General features: G+C 61.5%; 17 protein-coding genes and 1 tRNA gene. 5 read left to right on the top strand and 13 right to left on the bottom strand.

Annotated elements, in window-relative coordinates; translation table 11 throughout:
• Positions 1-11 precede the first annotated feature (11 nt).
• Positions 12-1,013, top strand: a complete 1,002-nt coding sequence (gene iolG, locus GR183_RS04715; RefSeq protein WP_160774446.1) for an inositol 2-dehydrogenase — start codon at positions 12-14, stop codon at positions 1,011-1,013.
• Between the two features lie 3 nt (positions 1,014-1,016).
• Entirely contained in the window at positions 1,017-1,796 is a 780-nt protein-coding gene (locus tag GR183_RS04710) for a TIM barrel protein (RefSeq protein WP_160774445.1), read from the top strand.
• 256 nt (positions 1,797-2,052) lie between these two features.
• On the opposite strand, the gene GR183_RS04705 is transcribed toward GR183_RS04710, so the two are convergent.
• The 3 genes from GR183_RS04705 to GR183_RS04695 form a co-directional block, all read right to left on the bottom strand.
• Positions 2,053-5,247 carry an ATP-binding protein gene (locus GR183_RS04705; RefSeq protein ID WP_208999751.1) on the bottom strand — a complete coding sequence of 1,065 codons (3,195 nt, stop codon included), beginning with the start codon at positions 5,245-5,247 and terminating at the stop codon, positions 2,053-2,055.
• A 273-nt stretch (positions 5,248-5,520) separates the two neighbouring features.
• A tRNA-Ser gene (locus GR183_RS04700) sits at positions 5,521-5,610 on the bottom strand.
• Between the two features lie 219 nt (positions 5,611-5,829).
• Entirely contained in the window at positions 5,830-6,099 is a 270-nt protein-coding gene (locus GR183_RS04695) for a hypothetical protein (protein WP_160774443.1), read from the bottom strand.
• A 442-nt stretch (positions 6,100-6,541) separates the two neighbouring features.
• Between GR183_RS04695 and GR183_RS04690 the strand changes: the two genes are divergently transcribed.
• Positions 6,542-6,988 carry a DUF2147 domain-containing protein gene (locus tag GR183_RS04690; RefSeq protein WP_160774442.1) on the top strand — a complete coding sequence of 149 codons (447 nt, stop codon included), beginning with the start codon at positions 6,542-6,544 and terminating at the stop codon, positions 6,986-6,988.
• Positions 6,989-7,075: 87 nt separating this feature from the next.
• Here the strand turns inward: GR183_RS04690 and GR183_RS04685 are convergent, their stop codons facing one another.
• The 5 genes from GR183_RS04685 to fliK all read right to left on the bottom strand — a co-directional run bounded on the left by GR183_RS04685 (position 7,076) and on the right by fliK (position 11,628).
• A complete protein-coding gene (locus tag GR183_RS04685) occupies positions 7,076-7,789 on the bottom strand; it encodes a glutathione S-transferase N-terminal domain-containing protein (protein ID WP_160774441.1) in 714 nt (237 codons plus the stop codon).
• A gap of 195 nt (positions 7,790-7,984) precedes the next feature.
• A complete protein-coding gene (locus tag GR183_RS04680) occupies positions 7,985-8,443 on the bottom strand; it encodes a GNAT family N-acetyltransferase (RefSeq protein WP_160774440.1) in 459 nt (152 codons plus the stop codon).
• Between the two features lie 25 nt (positions 8,444-8,468).
• The gene (gene gatB / locus GR183_RS04675; protein WP_160774439.1) at positions 8,469-9,950 is read right to left on the bottom strand and encodes an Asp-tRNA(Asn)/Glu-tRNA(Gln) amidotransferase subunit GatB; all 1,482 of its coding nucleotides are present in this window, start codon (positions 9,948-9,950) and stop codon (positions 8,469-8,471) included.
• Between the two features lie 173 nt (positions 9,951-10,123).
• Positions 10,124-10,396, bottom strand: a complete 273-nt coding sequence (locus GR183_RS04670) for an EscU/YscU/HrcU family type III secretion system export apparatus switch protein (RefSeq protein WP_160774438.1) — start codon at positions 10,394-10,396, stop codon at positions 10,124-10,126.
• Positions 10,393-11,628 (bottom strand): flagellar hook-length control protein FliK, encoded by a 1,236-nt coding sequence (fliK, locus tag GR183_RS04665; RefSeq protein WP_160774437.1) that lies wholly within the window; start codon positions 11,626-11,628, stop codon positions 10,393-10,395. The genes GR183_RS04670 and fliK overlap by 4 nt, the downstream gene beginning before the upstream one ends.
• Positions 11,629-11,836: 208 nt before the next feature.
• On the opposite strand from fliK, the gene GR183_RS04660 reads away from it, so the two are divergent.
• The gene (locus GR183_RS04660) at positions 11,837-12,091 is read left to right on the top strand and encodes a DUF6455 family protein (protein WP_160774436.1); all 255 of its coding nucleotides are present in this window, start codon (positions 11,837-11,839) and stop codon (positions 12,089-12,091) included.
• Between the two features lie 26 nt (positions 12,092-12,117).
• On the opposite strand, the gene GR183_RS04655 is transcribed toward GR183_RS04660, so the two are convergent.
• Together GR183_RS04655 and GR183_RS04650 are read right to left on the bottom strand one after the other, a co-directional pair.
• Positions 12,118-12,381 carry a DUF6552 family protein gene (locus tag GR183_RS04655; RefSeq protein WP_208999750.1) on the bottom strand — a complete coding sequence of 88 codons (264 nt, stop codon included), beginning with the start codon at positions 12,379-12,381 and terminating at the stop codon, positions 12,118-12,120.
• Entirely contained in the window at positions 12,371-13,075 is a 705-nt protein-coding gene (locus GR183_RS04650) for an SDR family oxidoreductase (RefSeq protein ID WP_160774435.1), read from the bottom strand. The genes GR183_RS04655 and GR183_RS04650 overlap by 11 nt, the downstream gene beginning before the upstream one ends.
• Before the next feature lie 121 nt (positions 13,076-13,196).
• On the opposite strand from GR183_RS04650, the gene GR183_RS04645 reads away from it, so the two are divergent.
• Positions 13,197-14,087 carry a LysR substrate-binding domain-containing protein gene (locus tag GR183_RS04645; protein WP_160774434.1) on the top strand — a complete coding sequence of 297 codons (891 nt, stop codon included), beginning with the start codon at positions 13,197-13,199 and terminating at the stop codon, positions 14,085-14,087.
• Positions 14,088-14,151: 64 nt separating this feature from the next.
• Here the strand turns inward: GR183_RS04645 and GR183_RS04640 are convergent, their stop codons facing one another.
• The 3 genes from GR183_RS04640 to GR183_RS04630 all read right to left on the bottom strand — a co-directional run bounded on the left by GR183_RS04640 (position 14,152) and on the right by GR183_RS04630 (position 15,656).
• Complete coding sequence (locus GR183_RS04640) at positions 14,152-14,547, bottom strand: ester cyclase (RefSeq protein WP_160774433.1); 396 nt, start codon at positions 14,545-14,547, stop codon at positions 14,152-14,154.
• 135 nt (positions 14,548-14,682) lie between these two features.
• Positions 14,683-14,988 carry a phosphatidylglycerophosphatase gene (locus GR183_RS04635; RefSeq protein ID WP_160774432.1) on the bottom strand — a complete coding sequence of 102 codons (306 nt, stop codon included), beginning with the start codon at positions 14,986-14,988 and terminating at the stop codon, positions 14,683-14,685.
• Positions 14,989-15,389: 401 nt separating this feature from the next.
• A complete protein-coding gene (locus GR183_RS04630) occupies positions 15,390-15,656 on the bottom strand; it encodes a hypothetical protein (protein WP_160774431.1) in 267 nt (88 codons plus the stop codon).
• Between the last annotated feature and the right edge of the window lie 76 nt (positions 15,657-15,732).

The raw sequence follows: 15,732 nt of genomic DNA, 5'->3' as shown, positions 1-15,732 counted from the left end.
GGAACACCCCCATGAAAGTCGCACTCTTCGGCGCGGGTCGCATCGGCAAGGTTCACGCCGCTTCGATCAAGACGGATCCCCGCTCGGATCTCGTAGCCGTCACCGACGTGGTGAGCGAAGCCGCGGATGCGCTCGCGCGCGAGCACGGCATCGAAGCCCGCTCCGCGGAAGACATTTTCGCCGACCGTTCCATTGACGCGATCCTCATCGCCTCGTCCACGGACACTCACGCCGGCCTTATCGAGGCCGGGGTGAGGTCGAACAAGGCGATCTTCTGCGAAAAGCCGATAGACCTGTCGCTCGAACGCGCGCTCGAGATCCGGAAAATCGCCGCCAGCCACGACAAGCCGATGATGATGGGCTTTAACCGCCGGTTCGATCCGAATTTCGCCGCGCTCAAGGCCGCTCTGGACAACGGCGATATCGGCAAGGGGGAGCTTCTGGCCGTCACCTCCTACGATCCCGCCCCGCCGCCGGTCAGCTACATCAAGGTGTCAGGCGGGCTTTACCGCGACATGATGATCCATGATTTCGATATGTGTTCCTTCCTCTTCGGGCTGCCGAAAACGGTCATGGCACATGGCTCCTGCCTGGTCGATCCCGAGATCGGCGCGGCGGGCGATGTCGATACCGCCGTCGTCGTTCTGGGCTACGACGACGGGCGTATCGCAACGATCCGCAATTCGCGGCGCGCGCCCTACGGCTATGACCAGCGGGTCGAGGTTCTGGGATCGAAGGGCACGCTGGCGGCCGAAAACGAAATCGAGAATACCGTCGTGAAGTCCACATCCGCCGGGGTGGTGTCCGCCAAACCGGTTTATTTCTTCCTCGAACGCTACATGCGCGCCTATTCGATCGAGTGGTCGGCCTTTGTCGACGCATTTGTCGAAGGAAAACCGGTCCCGGCAAGCATTCAGGACGGTGTCAACGCACTCGCGCTGGCCGAGGCAGCGAACCGGTCGCTGGCCGAAGGCCGCCCGGTCGAGGTGACGTCCGAAATGACGGGGGTCTGAACCATGGCCTTCACGCTCGGCGCCTGCGCCGAAATGCTTTGGCAGGACAAGCCGATCGAGTGGCGCTGTACCAGACTGCACGAGATGGGCTTTCAGGTCGGCCTTTGGAACTGGCCCGACCACGATCTGGAGAAGCTGGAAAGATCGGGCGCGGCCTTCTCGATCATGAACGGCTATCTCAAGGGCCGCCTGGCGGACGACGAAGGCGCCGACATGCTCCTGGCTTCAGCGCGCGAGACAGCGGAAGTGGGAAAGCGGCTCGGCGTTGCACGATTGAATTTGCACGGCACGGGGCTCGGCGAAGGAGGCCGCCCGGTGCTGGCGGAGGTCGCAACGCCGCGCAAATGGGTCAAGGCCCTCGATACGCTCAATCGCATCTGTGACCTGGCAGAAGAACTGGATGTGATCTTCACGCTGGAAAACCTGAACCTGCCTGTCGACCATGCGGGCGTCCCCTTTGCCCGTGCGGAGGAAACCCTGGCGCTGGTGTCGTCGATCGACCGCCCGCAACTGCGGTTGAACCTTGACCTCTACCACGCTCAAATCGGCGAAGGGAACCTGATCGAACTCTGCCGGGCCTGCCTGCCCTGGATCGGAGAGATCCAGGTGGCCGATGTGCCGGGGCGCTGTGAGCCGGGCACGGGCGAGATCAATTATGCCGGCGTCGCGCGGGCGCTGAGGGCAATGGGCTATGACGGTCCGGTCGGCATGGAGGCCTTCGCCTCTGGCGATCCCGAAGTTGCGCTGGAGGCATTCCGCAACGCATTTTCGAATATTACCTGATCTGGAGCACTTTCCACGGAAGCCGGGCGCATCGCCGCTGAGCGTCCTGCGTTTGGCGCGGTGCGGCTAACTTCTTCTGCCTTGGCTGAGAGCAACCGCGCAAGGCTATCTTCGACGAGGCGAAATTTTATCCGCGCGAAAGCCGTGCCGGCAAATGGTCGCCGCCTGGGGTGCCAGTCGAATGGTCGCCGACGATCGCCGCATTGCGGCGCCGGGACCGGCATGCTGGCGTGCTCGGGCAGCCGGTCATTCCCGGTCAAGCTCTGCGCAATAGATCTGCAGACCGAAGCGCTCTCGCTTCCAGGGACTTCGCGCCCTGGAATTTGGCAATAGACAAGGCCTCGTTGAACGCTGTTTCGGCCCCCTCGATATCGTTGCCGGCACAGCGTATCTCGCCGGCGATCCGGTGAAGCTCGGCCAAGGTCCAGCTTTCGCCGGTCTTTTCCTGCTCCCGGAACGCTCGCCGCAGCGCCGCTTCAGCGCTTTCGGGATGGCCTGCGCGCAGCAGGGCCTTTGCCTGCTCCGCCAAGTAGAGCGTAACCCACAACCAGCACCCTTTCGCCTTGTACTCTTCCAGGGCCGCGTCCAGCCGGGCCGGAGCGTCTTTCTCATCCGACATGCACGCGATAACCGCGTCATGGATCGCAACGTAGTTCTTCCACAAGCTCATGTCGTAATCGTTCGACAGCTTGCGCATCTCTTCATTGACGTCACGGGCTCGGGCGACGTTGCCGGTCCAGATCGATAAGGTGGTATCGTGCAAGCCGGCATAACAGATCGTGTTGGCATGCTTCAGTTCGCGGGCGCGTGCAAGCGCCCGGTCGGCGGTAGCGAGCGCTCCTTCCTCGTCACCGCATACCCACTGCGCCAAGTGGGTGTAGCACCATATCTGCACACCGGGATCTTGAGCGAATTTCGAGGAGAAATCGACGATTTCAGCGGACTGGTAGAGTTCATAGGCTTGCCTGAGATCCTCAAACGCTTCCGGTGAACGGCCCATCGAGATAAGTGTGGCCGCGCGCATGCGGCGAGAAATCAAGCGGGGTATCGGATCCGGTTCGCTTGCCATGTCCGACACGAGGCGCGAAACAAGGTCGAATGCGCGCCGCAGGTCATTGCCTATATAGGGAGCTATCCATGTGCCATAGTAGATCGCGACCCTGAGTTCGGCGTTCTCTGTTGCATCGATACGTTCAAGAGCGTGCGCGAAGGCTTGCGACGCCTCGACCGACGCGTAGCCATCCTTGGCGATGTGGATCTGGGCAAGCTGAACGAGAAGCGCCAGTTCCTTTTCGCGCCAATGCGCAAGTTTCGGAAGCTTCGCTGCCTGATCGAGAGCTGAACGCAGGTGGTTCGCGGCCTCGACATAGGCCGGGCGTGCCTGCGCATTCGTCGCGGCCTCCGCCCAAAGCAGGACGGCTTTTTCCGTCAGTCCGGCCTCTGTCGCGTGATGCGCCGACAGCTCGGGAGGCGCGCTCGGATCGGCTTCGAAAGCATCCACCAGCCGATGATGTATTTCCTGACGCCTGCGCTTCAAAAGGCTTTCATAGGCCACATCGCGCACCAGCGCATGTTTGAACACATAGCTTGCCTCCGACTGCGCGCCTCTGCGAAAGATCAATTCGCTGTGCTCCAGCTGGGCAAGGGCATCGTCGAGCATGCTGTCGTCCACGCAGGCGATCTTCGCCAGAGCCGGGCGGTCGAAACTGCGTCCGATACAGGCCGCCATCTGCGCAATCTCCTTGATCGGTTGCAGCCTGTCGATCCGGGCCATCAGGGAATCGTGCAGCGTTGAGGGGATGCTTACGTGGCTGATCGGCCCGGTGAGTTCATATGCGTCCTCCGTTTCGCGCAGATCGCCGGACTCGATGATCGTCTTCGTCAGTTCCTCGATGAACAAAGGAACGCCGTCGGTACGGCTGATGATCTCGGCAATCAGTTCGCCGGGCAGCGTCTTGCCGCCGGTAATCTTTGCAAGCACATCCGCCGTCTGGTCGGAGCCGAGCCGGTTCAGCGTCAGCTTTGATACGATCGGGTGCCCCCCGAACCTGTGAGAGAAGGTCGGCCGGGCGGTGATCAGGATCATCACCCGCTCTCCAGCGATCTTGTCGAGGCATGACTCCAGCATCGCCAGCGTCGACGGATCGCTCCAGTGCGCGTCTTCGACCACGACGAGAACCGGCTTTTCGCGGGCAAGTGCGCGGACCTCGTTCGAGGTTTCCTCCATTATGCGGTTGCGCACCTGGTTGGGCGAAAGCTCCAGCGGGCCGTATTCACCGGGCGCATCGATCTGCAGGAGCTCGGCTATGATACGAGGATCGGCCGCGCGCAAATTGGCTTTCAGCTTCTCGATCTTCTGCCCCGCGGTATCGGTTTCGAGCAGGCCCATCGCGTTGGTGAGCTGGCGAATGGCCGGGTAGAAACTCGACGCAGTGTGATAAGGCGAGCAGTGATAGTTGACCCGGTAGTGGTCCTGCGTTCGTATCTCGTCGATTACGGCCCGCGTCAGTCTCGACTTTCCGATGCCCGCCTCGCCGAGAAGGACCGTAACTTGCCCTTCGCCCGTACACGCCCGGCTCCACCGCTCCATGACCAGCGCCAGTTCGTTGTTGCGGCCGATCATCGGCAGCACGGTGTCGAGAGCGCTTTCCTCAAAGCGGCTTTCGAGGCTGCGTTCGCCGGCGATCCGCCAGGCAGGCACTGCTCCTTCCATGCCTTTGATCTCGAAGCGGCCAAGCGCTTCTACGTCGAACTTGTCCTGAATCAGAAGCTTCGTAGCATCCGCGACGACCACCTGTCCCGGCTCGGCGAGCGCCTGAAGCCGCGCGGCGAGATTGGGCGTGTCGCCTATCACGGCCTCTTCCTGGGCCGCGCCCTCGCCAATGAGGTCTCCAACGACCACCAGCCCCGTCGCCGCTCCCGCGCGCGCGGATATGGCCTCACCGTCGGGCGCGCGGATTTCACGCAACGCCCGGATAATGTCCAGGCCCGATCGCGCGGCTCGTTTCGCATCGTCCTCATGCGCCACAGGCCATCCGAAATAACAGAGGATGCCGTCGCCCATGTATTTCGCGACATGGCCTTTGTAGCGCGTGACGATCCCCGCAACCGTGTTCTGGTAGCGGGTTAAAACCTCGCTGATGTCTTCCGGATCGAAGCGCGCGGACAATGCGGTCGATCCAACCATGTCCACGAACAGGGTCGTCAGATGCCGCCGTTCGGCCTCCCGCACACCTGCCTTCGCCGGCGTCGCGGCTTGCGCCTCGTCCGGTGGTTCTCCGGCATCGATCGCGGCGCGCAACCTCTTGCGCGCGCCGAGAGACAGACCGATCTCGCGAAAATCCTCGTCCGTCAGATCGAACAAGACATCCAGGTCGATTTCGTTTTCGACCAGAACCGCTTCGAGGTTGGCGAGGTTCTTTCGCAAAAGCCATTGCTTGAGATCGGACATCCGGGCGACCTGCTCGTGTTGCTGGCGCTGCCGTCTCATTCTCCCCGAGCATGCCGCTTTGGGCAATGATGGTCGCAGGTATTTCTGTCCGGATTCAGGACTTGTCGAACTGGCGGAAAGGGCCGTGAATCGGCAAAGAGATGCGAGTAAAAGGGTGCGATGCGGGACGGAATATGATTTTCGGCGCAAGCCGTGCCGATCATTGCCCGGACTGAGGACCTCTATCCGGCCAGGGAAATTATTGGATACAAATCAATAGATTGAAAAAATAAGTGGCGGAGAGGAAGGGATTCGAACCCTCGAGACGGTTCCCCGTCTACTCCCTTAGCAGGGGAGCGCCTTCGACCACTCGGCCACCTCTCCGTCGCCCTCTCGATAGACGAGAAAGGCGGGGAATTCCAACCCTTTTTTTAAGCCCGGGCCGGAAATTTGTGAAAACCGCGCCATCGGAATCTCGACGCCGGCCGCACAAGTCAAAGCTGGGCATGCGCGGCAACACCATTGAACGTCACCGGCAGGCGATGGAAAGTGCCCTCACCGGCGGACGATCCGCTTCATGACGGCGGCCTGCGAGGTCGACCGTCAATGCAGGCTCAGCCACTCGCGCGCCTGGCGCTGCGCTTCGGCGATCTGCTCGCGCGAAAGCTCGAAAGCGATCTCCTGACGGCGCATCGCTGCTTCCCGGCTGCCCTTCATCGCGGCAAGGTTGAACCACTTGTGCGCAGCCACGAGGTCTTCCGCGCCGTTGGTTCCACAAGCGCTGTCGAGACCTAGTTGCAGCAGAATATCCGCACTGGCGGGTTTTTCGCCCATTACCGCAAGATCGGCGGATGCTATTTCAAAACGAGCCATGACACATTCCCTTCTTCTTTGCCCCGGCAAATCAAAAGCCGGAATTACTGGAGAGGACGCAATGTCTTCACGCTTTCGTCGCCCTTCGAGGGGAAATACTGGCCGCAGGATTTGAACAGCTACTTAAATTTTTAAATTAACAAGACCCGAATTTTCTGAAAATTTTCGGTAAATTTCAGATTCCGGTTACCAACAAAGGCTCAAATTCTCCATCGAATCAACAACCGACCCGAAAACTGCAATTCCCAGGATTTTTCTTTTGTTCACCATCCGCAGAATTTTCATGCCGGAATGGCGTGTCCGACCGCCCTATTCGATCACTTTTTATCGCATTGCCCTCATGTGTCGTAACGGCACGACTTTAAAGTTCGACACCCATTATCTAATGTGACGTTTGCGTAAAGGTCAGGCAGCAATGAGCCTGCCACTGGGAGGAGTTTTCATGAAGTTCGAATTCGGCGCATGCCGCTTGATCAAGTCATTGGCTATCGCGGCCACGGCATTCGCAACAATCGCATTGTCGGTTCCGCAGGCTTTTGCCGCCGACGCCACGGGCATCTGGGCACGGCCCAGCGGATCGTCGCAGATCCAGATTTCATCGTGCGGCAATGCGCTTTGCGGCAAGATCATCTGGCTGAAGGAGCCGCGCAACGACGTCAACAATCCGGACGCCTCCAAGCGCGGCAACCCGCTGCTTGGCACGCAGATCGTTCTCGGCATGAAGCCGACGGGCAAGACGGACACCTGGAAGGGCAAGGTCTATAACGCGGAAGACGGCAAGACCTACACCGGCTACATCACGCTTGACGGCAACTCGAAGATGAAGCTGGAAGGCTGCGTCCTCGGCGGTCTCATCTGCAAGGGCGAGACCTGGAGCCGCGTGAAGTAATCTTTCCCGGAATAGAACACAGACACGCAAAAGCCCCGCGCCTCATCGGGACGCGGGGCTCTTTTTTTCAGAAGTCTTGCGGCGAGATCAGCTCGCGCGCTGGCCGAAAAGAACCGACTGGACATTCTTGTCGGCGGCGATGTTGATCTTCTCGCGCTCTTCCTTGCCCACGGCAAGGCCGCGCTCGACCGCGGGGCGGGCATAGAGCGTCTCGAGCCAGCGCTTCACGTTCGGGAAATCCTTGTCGATATCCATGCCCTGGCGCTCCCAGAGCTTCGCCCAGCCGACGATCGCCATATCGGCGATCGAATATTCTCCGGCCACATACTCGCGGCCCTCAAGGCGCTTGTTGAGCACTCCATAGAGGCGATGCGCCTCGTTGAGATAGCGGTCCATGGCGTACGGAAGCTTTTCCGGCGCATAGATGCGGAAATGGTGGTTCTGGCCGAGCATCGGGCCAAAGCCGCCCATCTGCCACATCAGCCATTCCTCCACCTCGACGCGCTTGCGCTCGTCGGCGGGGTAGAACTTGCCGAACTTGCGACCAAGGTACTGCAGGATCGCACCGGACTCGAACACCGAGATCGGCTCGCCACCCGGCCCTTCAGGATCTACGATCGCCGGCATGCGGTTGTTCGGAGCGATCGCCAGGAACTCTTCCTTGAACTGGTCGCCGGCGCCGATGTTGACGAGCTTTAGATCGTAAGGGACGCCAAGTTCCTCCAGCATGATCGAAATCTTCCAGCCGTTGGGCGTCGGCCAGTAGTGAAGTTCGATCGGCTTGGTCTGGGTTACGGTCATGCGCTGGTCCTCGATTTGAAAACGGATAACCGGCCACACCCGGTGAAACAGAATATCACCCGGGCGGGCGTTCGTTCATCAACTAGGGTCAATATCGATCACGCGCAATCAACTCCTGTCGATGCGAATGCATTCATCGGCAGAACGGAACGATAGGTTAAGTGCTTAGAACTGAAAGGCGCTACCCGCGGAATTTTACAGCATCAGCTTGAAGCCGACATGGCTCGGCACGAAACCGTGGCGCTCATAGAAACGGTGCGCGGCCTCCCGCTCCCTGTTCGACGTCAGTTGGACCATGCAGCAGCCGCGCTCGCGCGCCTTTTCGATCGCGAATTCCAGCATCTTGCGTCCGATGCCACGGCTGCGAAGGTCTTCGCGAACGTGCATGCTCTCGATCTGGGCACGGGGCTTGCCACGAAACGCGAGCCCATCCACGAACGTCAGCGTGAATGCGCCGGCCACCGCTCCGTCCTCTTCCCGCGCTACATGAATTTGCGCATCCGGGCTTTCCGCGATCCGCCGGAACGCGGCGAGATAAGGCGTAAGGTCGTCGCTTTCCGCTCCGACCCGCACGCCGACGGCGCCTGCGTTCATGAGCGCGATGATCGCGGCAAGGTCCGCTTCCCGGGCCGGTTCGATGGTGACCGCGCTCATGCCCTCTACCGCCCAGTCTGCCGAATTATTCCAGCCCGATCTTCTTTTTCAGAAGGTCGTTCACGGCCTGCGGGTTGGCCTTGCCTTGGGAAGCCTTCATTACCTGGCCTACGAACCAGCCCAGAAGCCCCGGCTTGTTTCGCGCCTGCTCCACCTTTTCCGGGTTGGCCTCAACAATCTCGTCGACGATCTTCTCGATCGCGCCGAGGTCGGTCACCTGCTTCATGCCGCGTTCCTCGACGAGTTTCGCAGGCTCCCCGCCGTCCGTCCACACGATCTCGAAGAGGTCCTTGGCAATCTTGCCGGAGATCGTGCCATCCTTGACAAGGTCGATGATCCCGCCAAGCTGGGCTGCCGAAACCGGGCTGTCCGCTAGCTCGAGGCCTTCCTTGTTGAGCCTTCCGAACAGCTCGTTGATCACCCAGTTGGCGGAAAGCTTGGCGTCGCGCCCCTTGGCCACCTCCTCGAAGAAGTCGGCGGATGCCTTCTCGATCACCAGAATATCCGCGTCATAGGGCGTGAGCCCGTATTGCTCGATGAAGCGGGCTTTCTTCTCGTCGGGCAGTTCGGGCAGGCCTTCGGCCAGCGCATCGACGTAGGCCTGGTCGAATTCGAGCGGCAGCAGGTCCGGATCGGGGAAATAGCGGTAGTCGTGCGCTTCTTCCTTGGAGCGCATGGACCGCGTCTCGCCCTTGCCAGGATCGAACAGGCGCGTTTCCTGGTCGATCTCGCCGCCATCCTCCAGAATGCCGATCTGCCGGCGCGCCTCGTATTCGATGGCCTGTCCGACGAAGCGGATGGAGTTGACGTTCTTGATCTCGCAGCGCGTGCCGAATTCGCCGCCGGGCCTGCGCACGGAAACGTTCACGTCGGCGCGCATCGACCCCTGGTCCATGTTGCCGTCGCAAGTGCCTAGATAGCGCAGGATCATGCGCAGCTTCGTCAGATACGCCTTCGCCTCGTCGGCGGAGCGGATATCGGGCTTGGAAACGATCTCCATCAGCGCCACGCCGGAGCGGTTGAGGTCCACGAACGACATGGTCGGGTGCTGGTCGTGCAGCGACTTGCCGGCATCCTGTTCAAGGTGCAGGCGCTCCACGCCAACTTCTACCTGCTCGTCGGGCATGTCGAGCAAGATCTTGCCCTCGCCGACGATCGGCTGCTTGAACTGCGAAATCTGATAGCCCTGCGGCAAGTCGGGGTAGAAATAGTTCTTGCGGTCGAAGACGGATTTCAGGTTGATCGCGGCCTTGAGGCCAAGGCCGGTTCTCACCGCCTGTTTCACGCATTCCTCGTTGATGACGGGCAGCATGCCCGGCATCGCCGCGTCGACAAGACTCACATTGTTGTTCGGCTCGGATCCAAACTCGGTCGAGGCGCCGGAAAAGAGCTTGGATCTGGAGGTCACCTGCGCATGAACTTCCATGCCGATGACCATTTCCCAGTCGCCGGTAGCCCCTTTCAGAAACTTCTTCGGGTCGGGTGTCCTTGTATCGACGATCGACATCGCGAGCCTTTATCCTGTCTAGCATTGCGTATCGGCTGTTCGCGGGCGGTCGGCCGCGGGTCCGATTACGCGGAAAATCACTTTCGCTGTTGGGTAGTCGGTTGGGCGGTTCGCTGCAAGGCCTTCTTGCGCCTGACGCCTGCAAATTTGGCGTTCAATTGGCCGCCCGGCCTTCAGCTTGCCGGGCGCTGACGCAATATGAAGCCGATGATCGCGGCGACCGCTTCGAAAAGTTCGGGCGGAATTTCCTCGTCAAGCTTCAGCATGGAAAGCGCTTCGACCAGAACCGGGTCTTCCTCGATGTGAACGCCATGGGCGCGCGCCGTCTCGATTATCTTCCCGGCGAGCTCGCCCTCGCCCTTCGCCGTGACCCTCGGCGTGCCGGCGTTGTCGTATTGCAGGGCGACGGCTTTCGCCGGCAGGGCCCTGTCCTCCTCCTCGCTCATGACAGCGTGTCCACAAGCTGGCCGGAAGGGGCCGGCGGGTCGCTCGGGCGCCCGTGCACGAGCCGGAAATCCTCCACATGCAGCCCCATCCGGGCAATCTCTTCGCGCAAGGCCTGCACGTCGCCGCGCATGTGCTGCAGCGTATACGCCCGCTCCACCCAAAGCGTGACGAACAGCCGCTTGTGATCGAGACCGACCATCGCTTCCACCGCGCCGATGTCGTCCAGGTCGACGGCAAATCTCAGCCGCCATGCCGGGTGCGTATCCTCAGGCGTTTCGCCTTCGGCCTCGTCCCGGCCGATCTGCATGGAAAGGATCGCCGTCTCTGCGCCAAAAGCGAGCGGCAGTTCGAAGGCGACATCGAGCGGCGCCGCCCCGCGCGCGCTTTCGGCGTCGTTCATCGCGCCGAGGGATGCGAGCGAAGAAAGCCGCAGGCGGGAAAGCGCGCCGTCCGTCTGGCCGAGAAGCAGCGCGATCAGGCCCGGACTATCTCCGGCGTTGAGCGCCTGGAATATGCCGTAGGGCGTCGCGGCCTTGGGTTGCCCGCGCGGGTGGCGGGCAACGCTCGGCAGGTCCGGGATGGCCGCATCCGGCGCACGCGGTTTGAGGCCGGTTGCCGAAAGCGTGTCGCGCAACAACAAGAGCCCGGCGCGCAGGCCCGCCGGTGCGCCGCTGCCTTTGCGCGCGAATACGCCGGAGCGTTCGGCCGCCTTCTTGAGGTCCTCGCCGTCAAGCCCGCGATGGCCGGGAAGTCTCAGGCCCAGGAGCGCGGCGATCGTGCTTTGCACGTTGGCGGGCAAGCCCGCCCCGCCCGCCTGCTGGATCGCGGAAAGGCTTGCGAAAAGCGTCGCAAGCCCCACCTGCTGCCCCGCCGCGCGCGCGAAATCGGCCTGCGCCGCCTGCGCGATCTGCGTTTTCGTCAGCGCTGTTCCCGTCGCCTGGCCCTGGCCGGGCGCAGCCTGCGCTGCCCCTTCTTCCGCCGGCAATTGCTGCAGCTGGTAGCGCGGGCCGTCGCTCCCGCGTTGCACGCTCACCTGCACCCGGCTTCCCGTCGCCAGCAACTCTGCACTTTCCACGTCGAGCTGAAATCCGGAAGCAGAGAGCCTGAACGTGTTCTGCCCAAGCTGCCTGGCGACACGCGCCACGAACGTATCGCCGATCTCCAGACGCGCCACGCGTTCCGACGGCGAAACCGGCACAACGGAGAACGGCGACGAGATACGTGTGACCAAGCGGTGCTTCCTTCCGGGCTGCGAGCCGATTCGCAAGGCAAGGCGATTGCGCCATCATGCCGGATTCGCAAGCTTCTCGCACATCGGGACGTGCCGTTTCGGTATCCTTGCTTGATCGAAGTCAAGGAAATGGTTTTCCGCGCAACTATTCTAGGCTCCTGAATTTCGGTCCGTCGTCCAGGGCTGCTCGATTCAAAGGGGAACGAATATGGGCTATTTCGACAAGATGAACACCCGCGCACGCCTGATGGGCCGCATGATGGAAACCGTGGGTGCCCTGGATCACATTCCAAACACGTTCCAGGCGGACATGCAGTTGCGCAGGGCGGCGACGCGCTGCATGGGCTGCTCGCAGCCGGGCAATTGCGAGACCTGGCTGTCGGAGCATGAAGGCGGCGCCGACCGCGCGCCGGGCTATTGCCCGAACGCCGATCTCTTCGAGGAATGGAAGACCGGAAGCTGACGCTTGCGGCCATCCGTTTCAGCAGTTCAGCTTGCGGAAATTCCCGCCACCAGCGCGATGAACGCGACGAAGTGGATCAGCATGATCGCACGGTCCTTCCACAGGATGCCGACGGCGAACCAGCCGACCACGCCGATCACGAAGAGGTAGATATTCAGCGGCGTAAGTCCGAAGCTGGTCGCTCCATAGGCGAATATCTGGAGGATGGACGACGCCCATTTGAGGCAAAACGTCAGCTTTTCCGTTCCCCCGGTTCCTCCCGTTTCCACGGTTTGCGCGTCAGACGGCACGTGTCATCCCTCCGTCGACGCGCAGGTTCTGGCCGGTCATGTATCCCCCGCCCTCCGATGCCAGCCATGAGATGAGGGAAGAGATTTCCTTCATCCTGCCGTAGCGCCCCATGGGTATCTTGTTCCTGCGTTCGTCCTTTTCCGGCAGGCTGTCGATATAGCCCGGCAGGACGTTGTTCATGCGGATGTTGTCGGGCGCGTATTTGTCGGCATAAAGCTTGGTGAATGCCGCAAGGCCTGCGCGGAACACGCCCGAGGTCGGGAAATTCGGGTCCGGTTCGAAGGCGGCGAAGGTCGAGATGTTGATGATCGAGCCTCCCCCTTGCGCCTGCATGAGGGGGGTGACGAGCCGCGCCGGACGGATGACGTTCAAGAGATAGACATCCATGCCGAGGCGCCAGCCCTCGTCGTTGATCTCCAGCACCTCGCCCTTCGGGCCGTGGCCTGCGGAATTCACCAGCACGTCCACCCTGCCCCACCGCTCGACCGCCTGATCGACGAAACGTTTCAGATCGTCCGGCTCAAGGTTCGAGCCCGTCATGCCGAAGCCGCCAAGCTCCTCGGCCAGCGCTTCGCCTTTGCCGGAGGAGGAAAGAATGCCGACGCGAAAGCCGTCTTTCGCCAGGCGCCTGGCCGCATCAGCGCCCATGCCGCTGCCGCCCGCCGTGACAAGCGTTACTTTTTCTACAGTCATGAGTGATCTCTCTTCCGGTCGATATCCGGCGCAATGGCCGCTATATTTGTCTGGAGAGTACCAGCCGTGCCAGAGTCCGGCGAACCAGTATCCCTGTCGAGAGCCTGTAGAAATTCTATCGATGAATTCTCACGATTTCCCGCTTCCGCCGCTTAATTCGCTGCGCGCCTTCGAGGCCGCGGGCCGGCACCTGAGCTTCCGTTCTGCGGCGGAGGAGCTTGGCGTGACGCAAAGCGCGGTCGCCCAGCATGTTCGTGCGCTCGAGGCTCGTCTCGGCATCCGCCTCTTCGCGCGAGAGGCCAGAGGCCTTGCGATGACGGATTCAGGACGCCTCTATCACCGGCATATCTCAACCGCCTTTCAGGAAATGCGGGAGGCAACCGCCCTTTTGCGCCCCCGGCCGTCAGGCGTGACGATCAGCGTAACCCCCACCTTCGCCTCGAAATGGCTGATCAATCGACTGCCGGAGTTTACGGCCGCCCATCCCGATATCGACCTTCGCGTGCTTGCGACGGAAGCGGTCATGAGCTTCCGCGCGGACGGTATCGACCTTGCGGTCAGGCAGGGAAACCCGCCCTTCGGCGCAAGTCTCGATGCCACCCTGCTATTTCCTCAATCGATCGTCGCCGTCTGCTCGCCGTCCCTTCTGCAGGAACACGAAAGCGAGATGTCGCTGGAGCGGCTTTCGGAACTCGTCCTGTTCGACACGCATGATCTCTGGCCGCGCTTCATTGAGAAAGCCTTCGGCAGGAAGACGGATATCCGCCTCAAGGGCGTGCGTTTCAACCAGACCACATTGAGCATAGACGCCGCCCTTGCCGGCCAGGGCGTGGCGCTTGCGAGCCGCTTTCTGGTGGAGCGGGAACTGGCTTCGGGCCGCCTCGTGCAGCCGGTGAACGCTGAAATGCACGGCGGACAGGACTTTCACCTCCTGTCTCTCAAGGATCCGCCAAAGCCGGTGCGAACCGTCAGGGACTGGCTCTTGGGCCGGGGCATACGCGGCCAGACCTGAAGCGGAAATCGCGCAGAACAGTCAATATATTGATTCTAAGTCGATCTCTTCTCACGAAGGCGCCTCAGCGCCCCTCTGCCTGCCTTGCGTAGTCGTCGGCGTCGAACCAGCCGCGCGAGGATTTGACCTTGAGATCGTCACCAAGGTCCCATTCCTCCCAGCCACGCACCTTCAGCGGGTTGCCGCTCGCCGCGTGAGTGCCGGTGAACGTCCAGACGTAGACGGCGTGCGTGCCCGCGCAGCGTATCTCGTCGCAGGTCAGGAAAAGGTCGGGAACGTCTGCATAAAATCCGGCGGCCATATCCCTTACCCCGGTGCGGCCTTCCCAAGGCGCACCCCGATTGATGACGATCCGCCCGTCCTCGGCGAAAAACGAGGCGACCGCTTCGGGTGTCTTGGAATTCCAGGCCTGGGTGTAGTTCTGTGCCATCCTGGCGACGGCATCGGGGTCGAGGGGCATCGGCATTCCTCCGGTCTTTTGCGCCAAGGCGATTCCGGCGGCTTGACCCTTGCCATCCACCTGGATGACGGCAGCCGCCGGGATCGAACTTAACGCAGCGCAATCGACGCTGCCACCTGCCGCTTCCGGTCCGGATCAGCTCTTGCGGATCAGCTGCCGCCTGAGCGCGAATACCACCAGCGCCACAAGGCTTGCGCCGATCCAGCGCGCGGGAAACACGGCAAGCGCGCCCCCCTCGTATCCGCCGATGGGCGTGATGCCGGAAAGGTTCATCACCGCGTCGATGACAAGGCTCGCCACCGCGGCGGCAAAGCCCGCGATCACGATCTTGCGCTTCTGGTCGGCATACCAGCCGAGCACGGCGCCGGTCAGCAGCGCGATCGGGTTGAGGATGCCGGCAAGGCCAAGCAGAACGGTATAGGCGTGTGCTGGATCGGTCATGGCACGCGTTCTAGCGCAGAGATATGTGGATTGCGAGAAGCGCGGGCGGGTTTTCCGATGTAATCGGGCAACGGCTCTTTCCAGCCTGAAGTGCCACATGTTCAGCGCCCTGCCGCCCATGTTCGCGGTGACTATCTTTCTTCCCGTGGTTTCAAAGGAAACTTCAAGCGCGGACGCCGCGAAATCCGGCAAGGCCCGGTCCGAAGCAGGGTCGGACGATGAAACGTGACACAGCCGCATGCGTGCATGCTGCGGGAGCGGTTCTCATTTGTGGTCGGAGTATCGTCGGGAAACGGTTGAAGGCCCCTGGCCTGCCTGGCTGCGCGCCGCATCGGCCTGATCATGCGCGCGGTCCAGGTTCGTCAGGGGCTTTCAGGCGTCGGCTTGCACCGACGGTAAGGTCACTGAACTTCGCCCAAAGACATCGCTTGATTGATGGTCTCCTGGCATTGCTCCTCGTTGCCAGCCTCGTGCTGTTGCTTGGCCTGCGTGACGAGCTGGCTCATCGTCTCGATCTGGCTTTCTTCATATTGTCTGTCCGCATTTCCAAGAGCCGTCTCGACCTTTGCGATATCTTCCGCGCAATCCGCCAGGGCCAGCGCTGGAGTACCGGCAATGAGTGCGGCACCCAAAACGATCTTCGTCAAATTGGCTGAGACCTTAAGCATGTCACTTCTCCTTCAGACGTATCCGACTATGGGGCCGATGCGAAACGGGTTGCGTGGCGGAGCGTTGTTTCTCACT

The sequence above is a fragment of the Stappia sediminis genome (assembly GCF_009826895.1).
GTDB lineage: Bacteria > Pseudomonadota > Alphaproteobacteria > Rhizobiales > Stappiaceae > Hongsoonwoonella > Hongsoonwoonella sediminis.
The sequence above is the reverse complement of the archived record's forward strand: the minus strand, read 5'-3'. Positions and strand labels throughout refer to the sequence as shown.

Excerpts from the sequence above, each read along its gene's own strand:
- iolG (WP_160774446.1), top strand. The coding sequence starts at position 12 with ATGAAAGTCGCACTCTTCGGCGCGGGTCGCATCGGCAAGGTTCACGCC.
- GR183_RS04710 (WP_160774445.1), top strand. The coding sequence starts at position 1,017 with ATGGCCTTCACGCTCGGCGCCTGCGCCGAAATGCTTTGGCAGGACAAG.
- GR183_RS04705 (WP_208999751.1), bottom strand. The coding sequence starts at position 5,247 with ATGTCCGATCTCAAGCAATGGCTTTTGCGAAAGAACCTCGCCAACCTC.
- GR183_RS04695 (WP_160774443.1), bottom strand. The coding sequence starts at position 6,099 with ATGGCTCGTTTTGAAATAGCATCCGCCGATCTTGCGGTAATGGGCGAA.
- GR183_RS04690 (WP_160774442.1), top strand. The coding sequence starts at position 6,542 with ATGAAGTTCGAATTCGGCGCATGCCGCTTGATCAAGTCATTGGCTATC.
- GR183_RS04685 (WP_160774441.1), bottom strand. The coding sequence starts at position 7,789 with ATGACCGTAACCCAGACCAAGCCGATCGAACTTCACTACTGGCCGACG.
- GR183_RS04680 (WP_160774440.1), bottom strand. The coding sequence starts at position 8,443 with ATGAGCGCGGTCACCATCGAACCGGCCCGGGAAGCGGACCTTGCCGCG.
- gatB (WP_160774439.1), bottom strand. The coding sequence starts at position 9,950 with ATGTCGATCGTCGATACAAGGACACCCGACCCGAAGAAGTTTCTGAAA.
- GR183_RS04670 (WP_160774438.1), bottom strand. The coding sequence starts at position 10,396 with ATGAGCGAGGAGGAGGACAGGGCCCTGCCGGCGAAAGCCGTCGCCCTG.
- GR183_RS04660 (WP_160774436.1), top strand. The coding sequence starts at position 11,837 with ATGGGCTATTTCGACAAGATGAACACCCGCGCACGCCTGATGGGCCGC.
- GR183_RS04650 (WP_160774435.1), bottom strand. The coding sequence starts at position 13,075 with ATGACTGTAGAAAAAGTAACGCTTGTCACGGCGGGCGGCAGCGGCATG.
- GR183_RS04645 (WP_160774434.1), top strand. The coding sequence starts at position 13,197 with ATGAATTCTCACGATTTCCCGCTTCCGCCGCTTAATTCGCTGCGCGCC.
- GR183_RS04640 (WP_160774433.1), bottom strand. The coding sequence starts at position 14,547 with ATGCCCCTCGACCCCGATGCCGTCGCCAGGATGGCACAGAACTACACC.
- GR183_RS04635 (WP_160774432.1), bottom strand. The coding sequence starts at position 14,988 with ATGACCGATCCAGCACACGCCTATACCGTTCTGCTTGGCCTTGCCGGC.
- GR183_RS04630 (WP_160774431.1), bottom strand. The coding sequence starts at position 15,656 with ATGCTTAAGGTCTCAGCCAATTTGACGAAGATCGTTTTGGGTGCCGCA.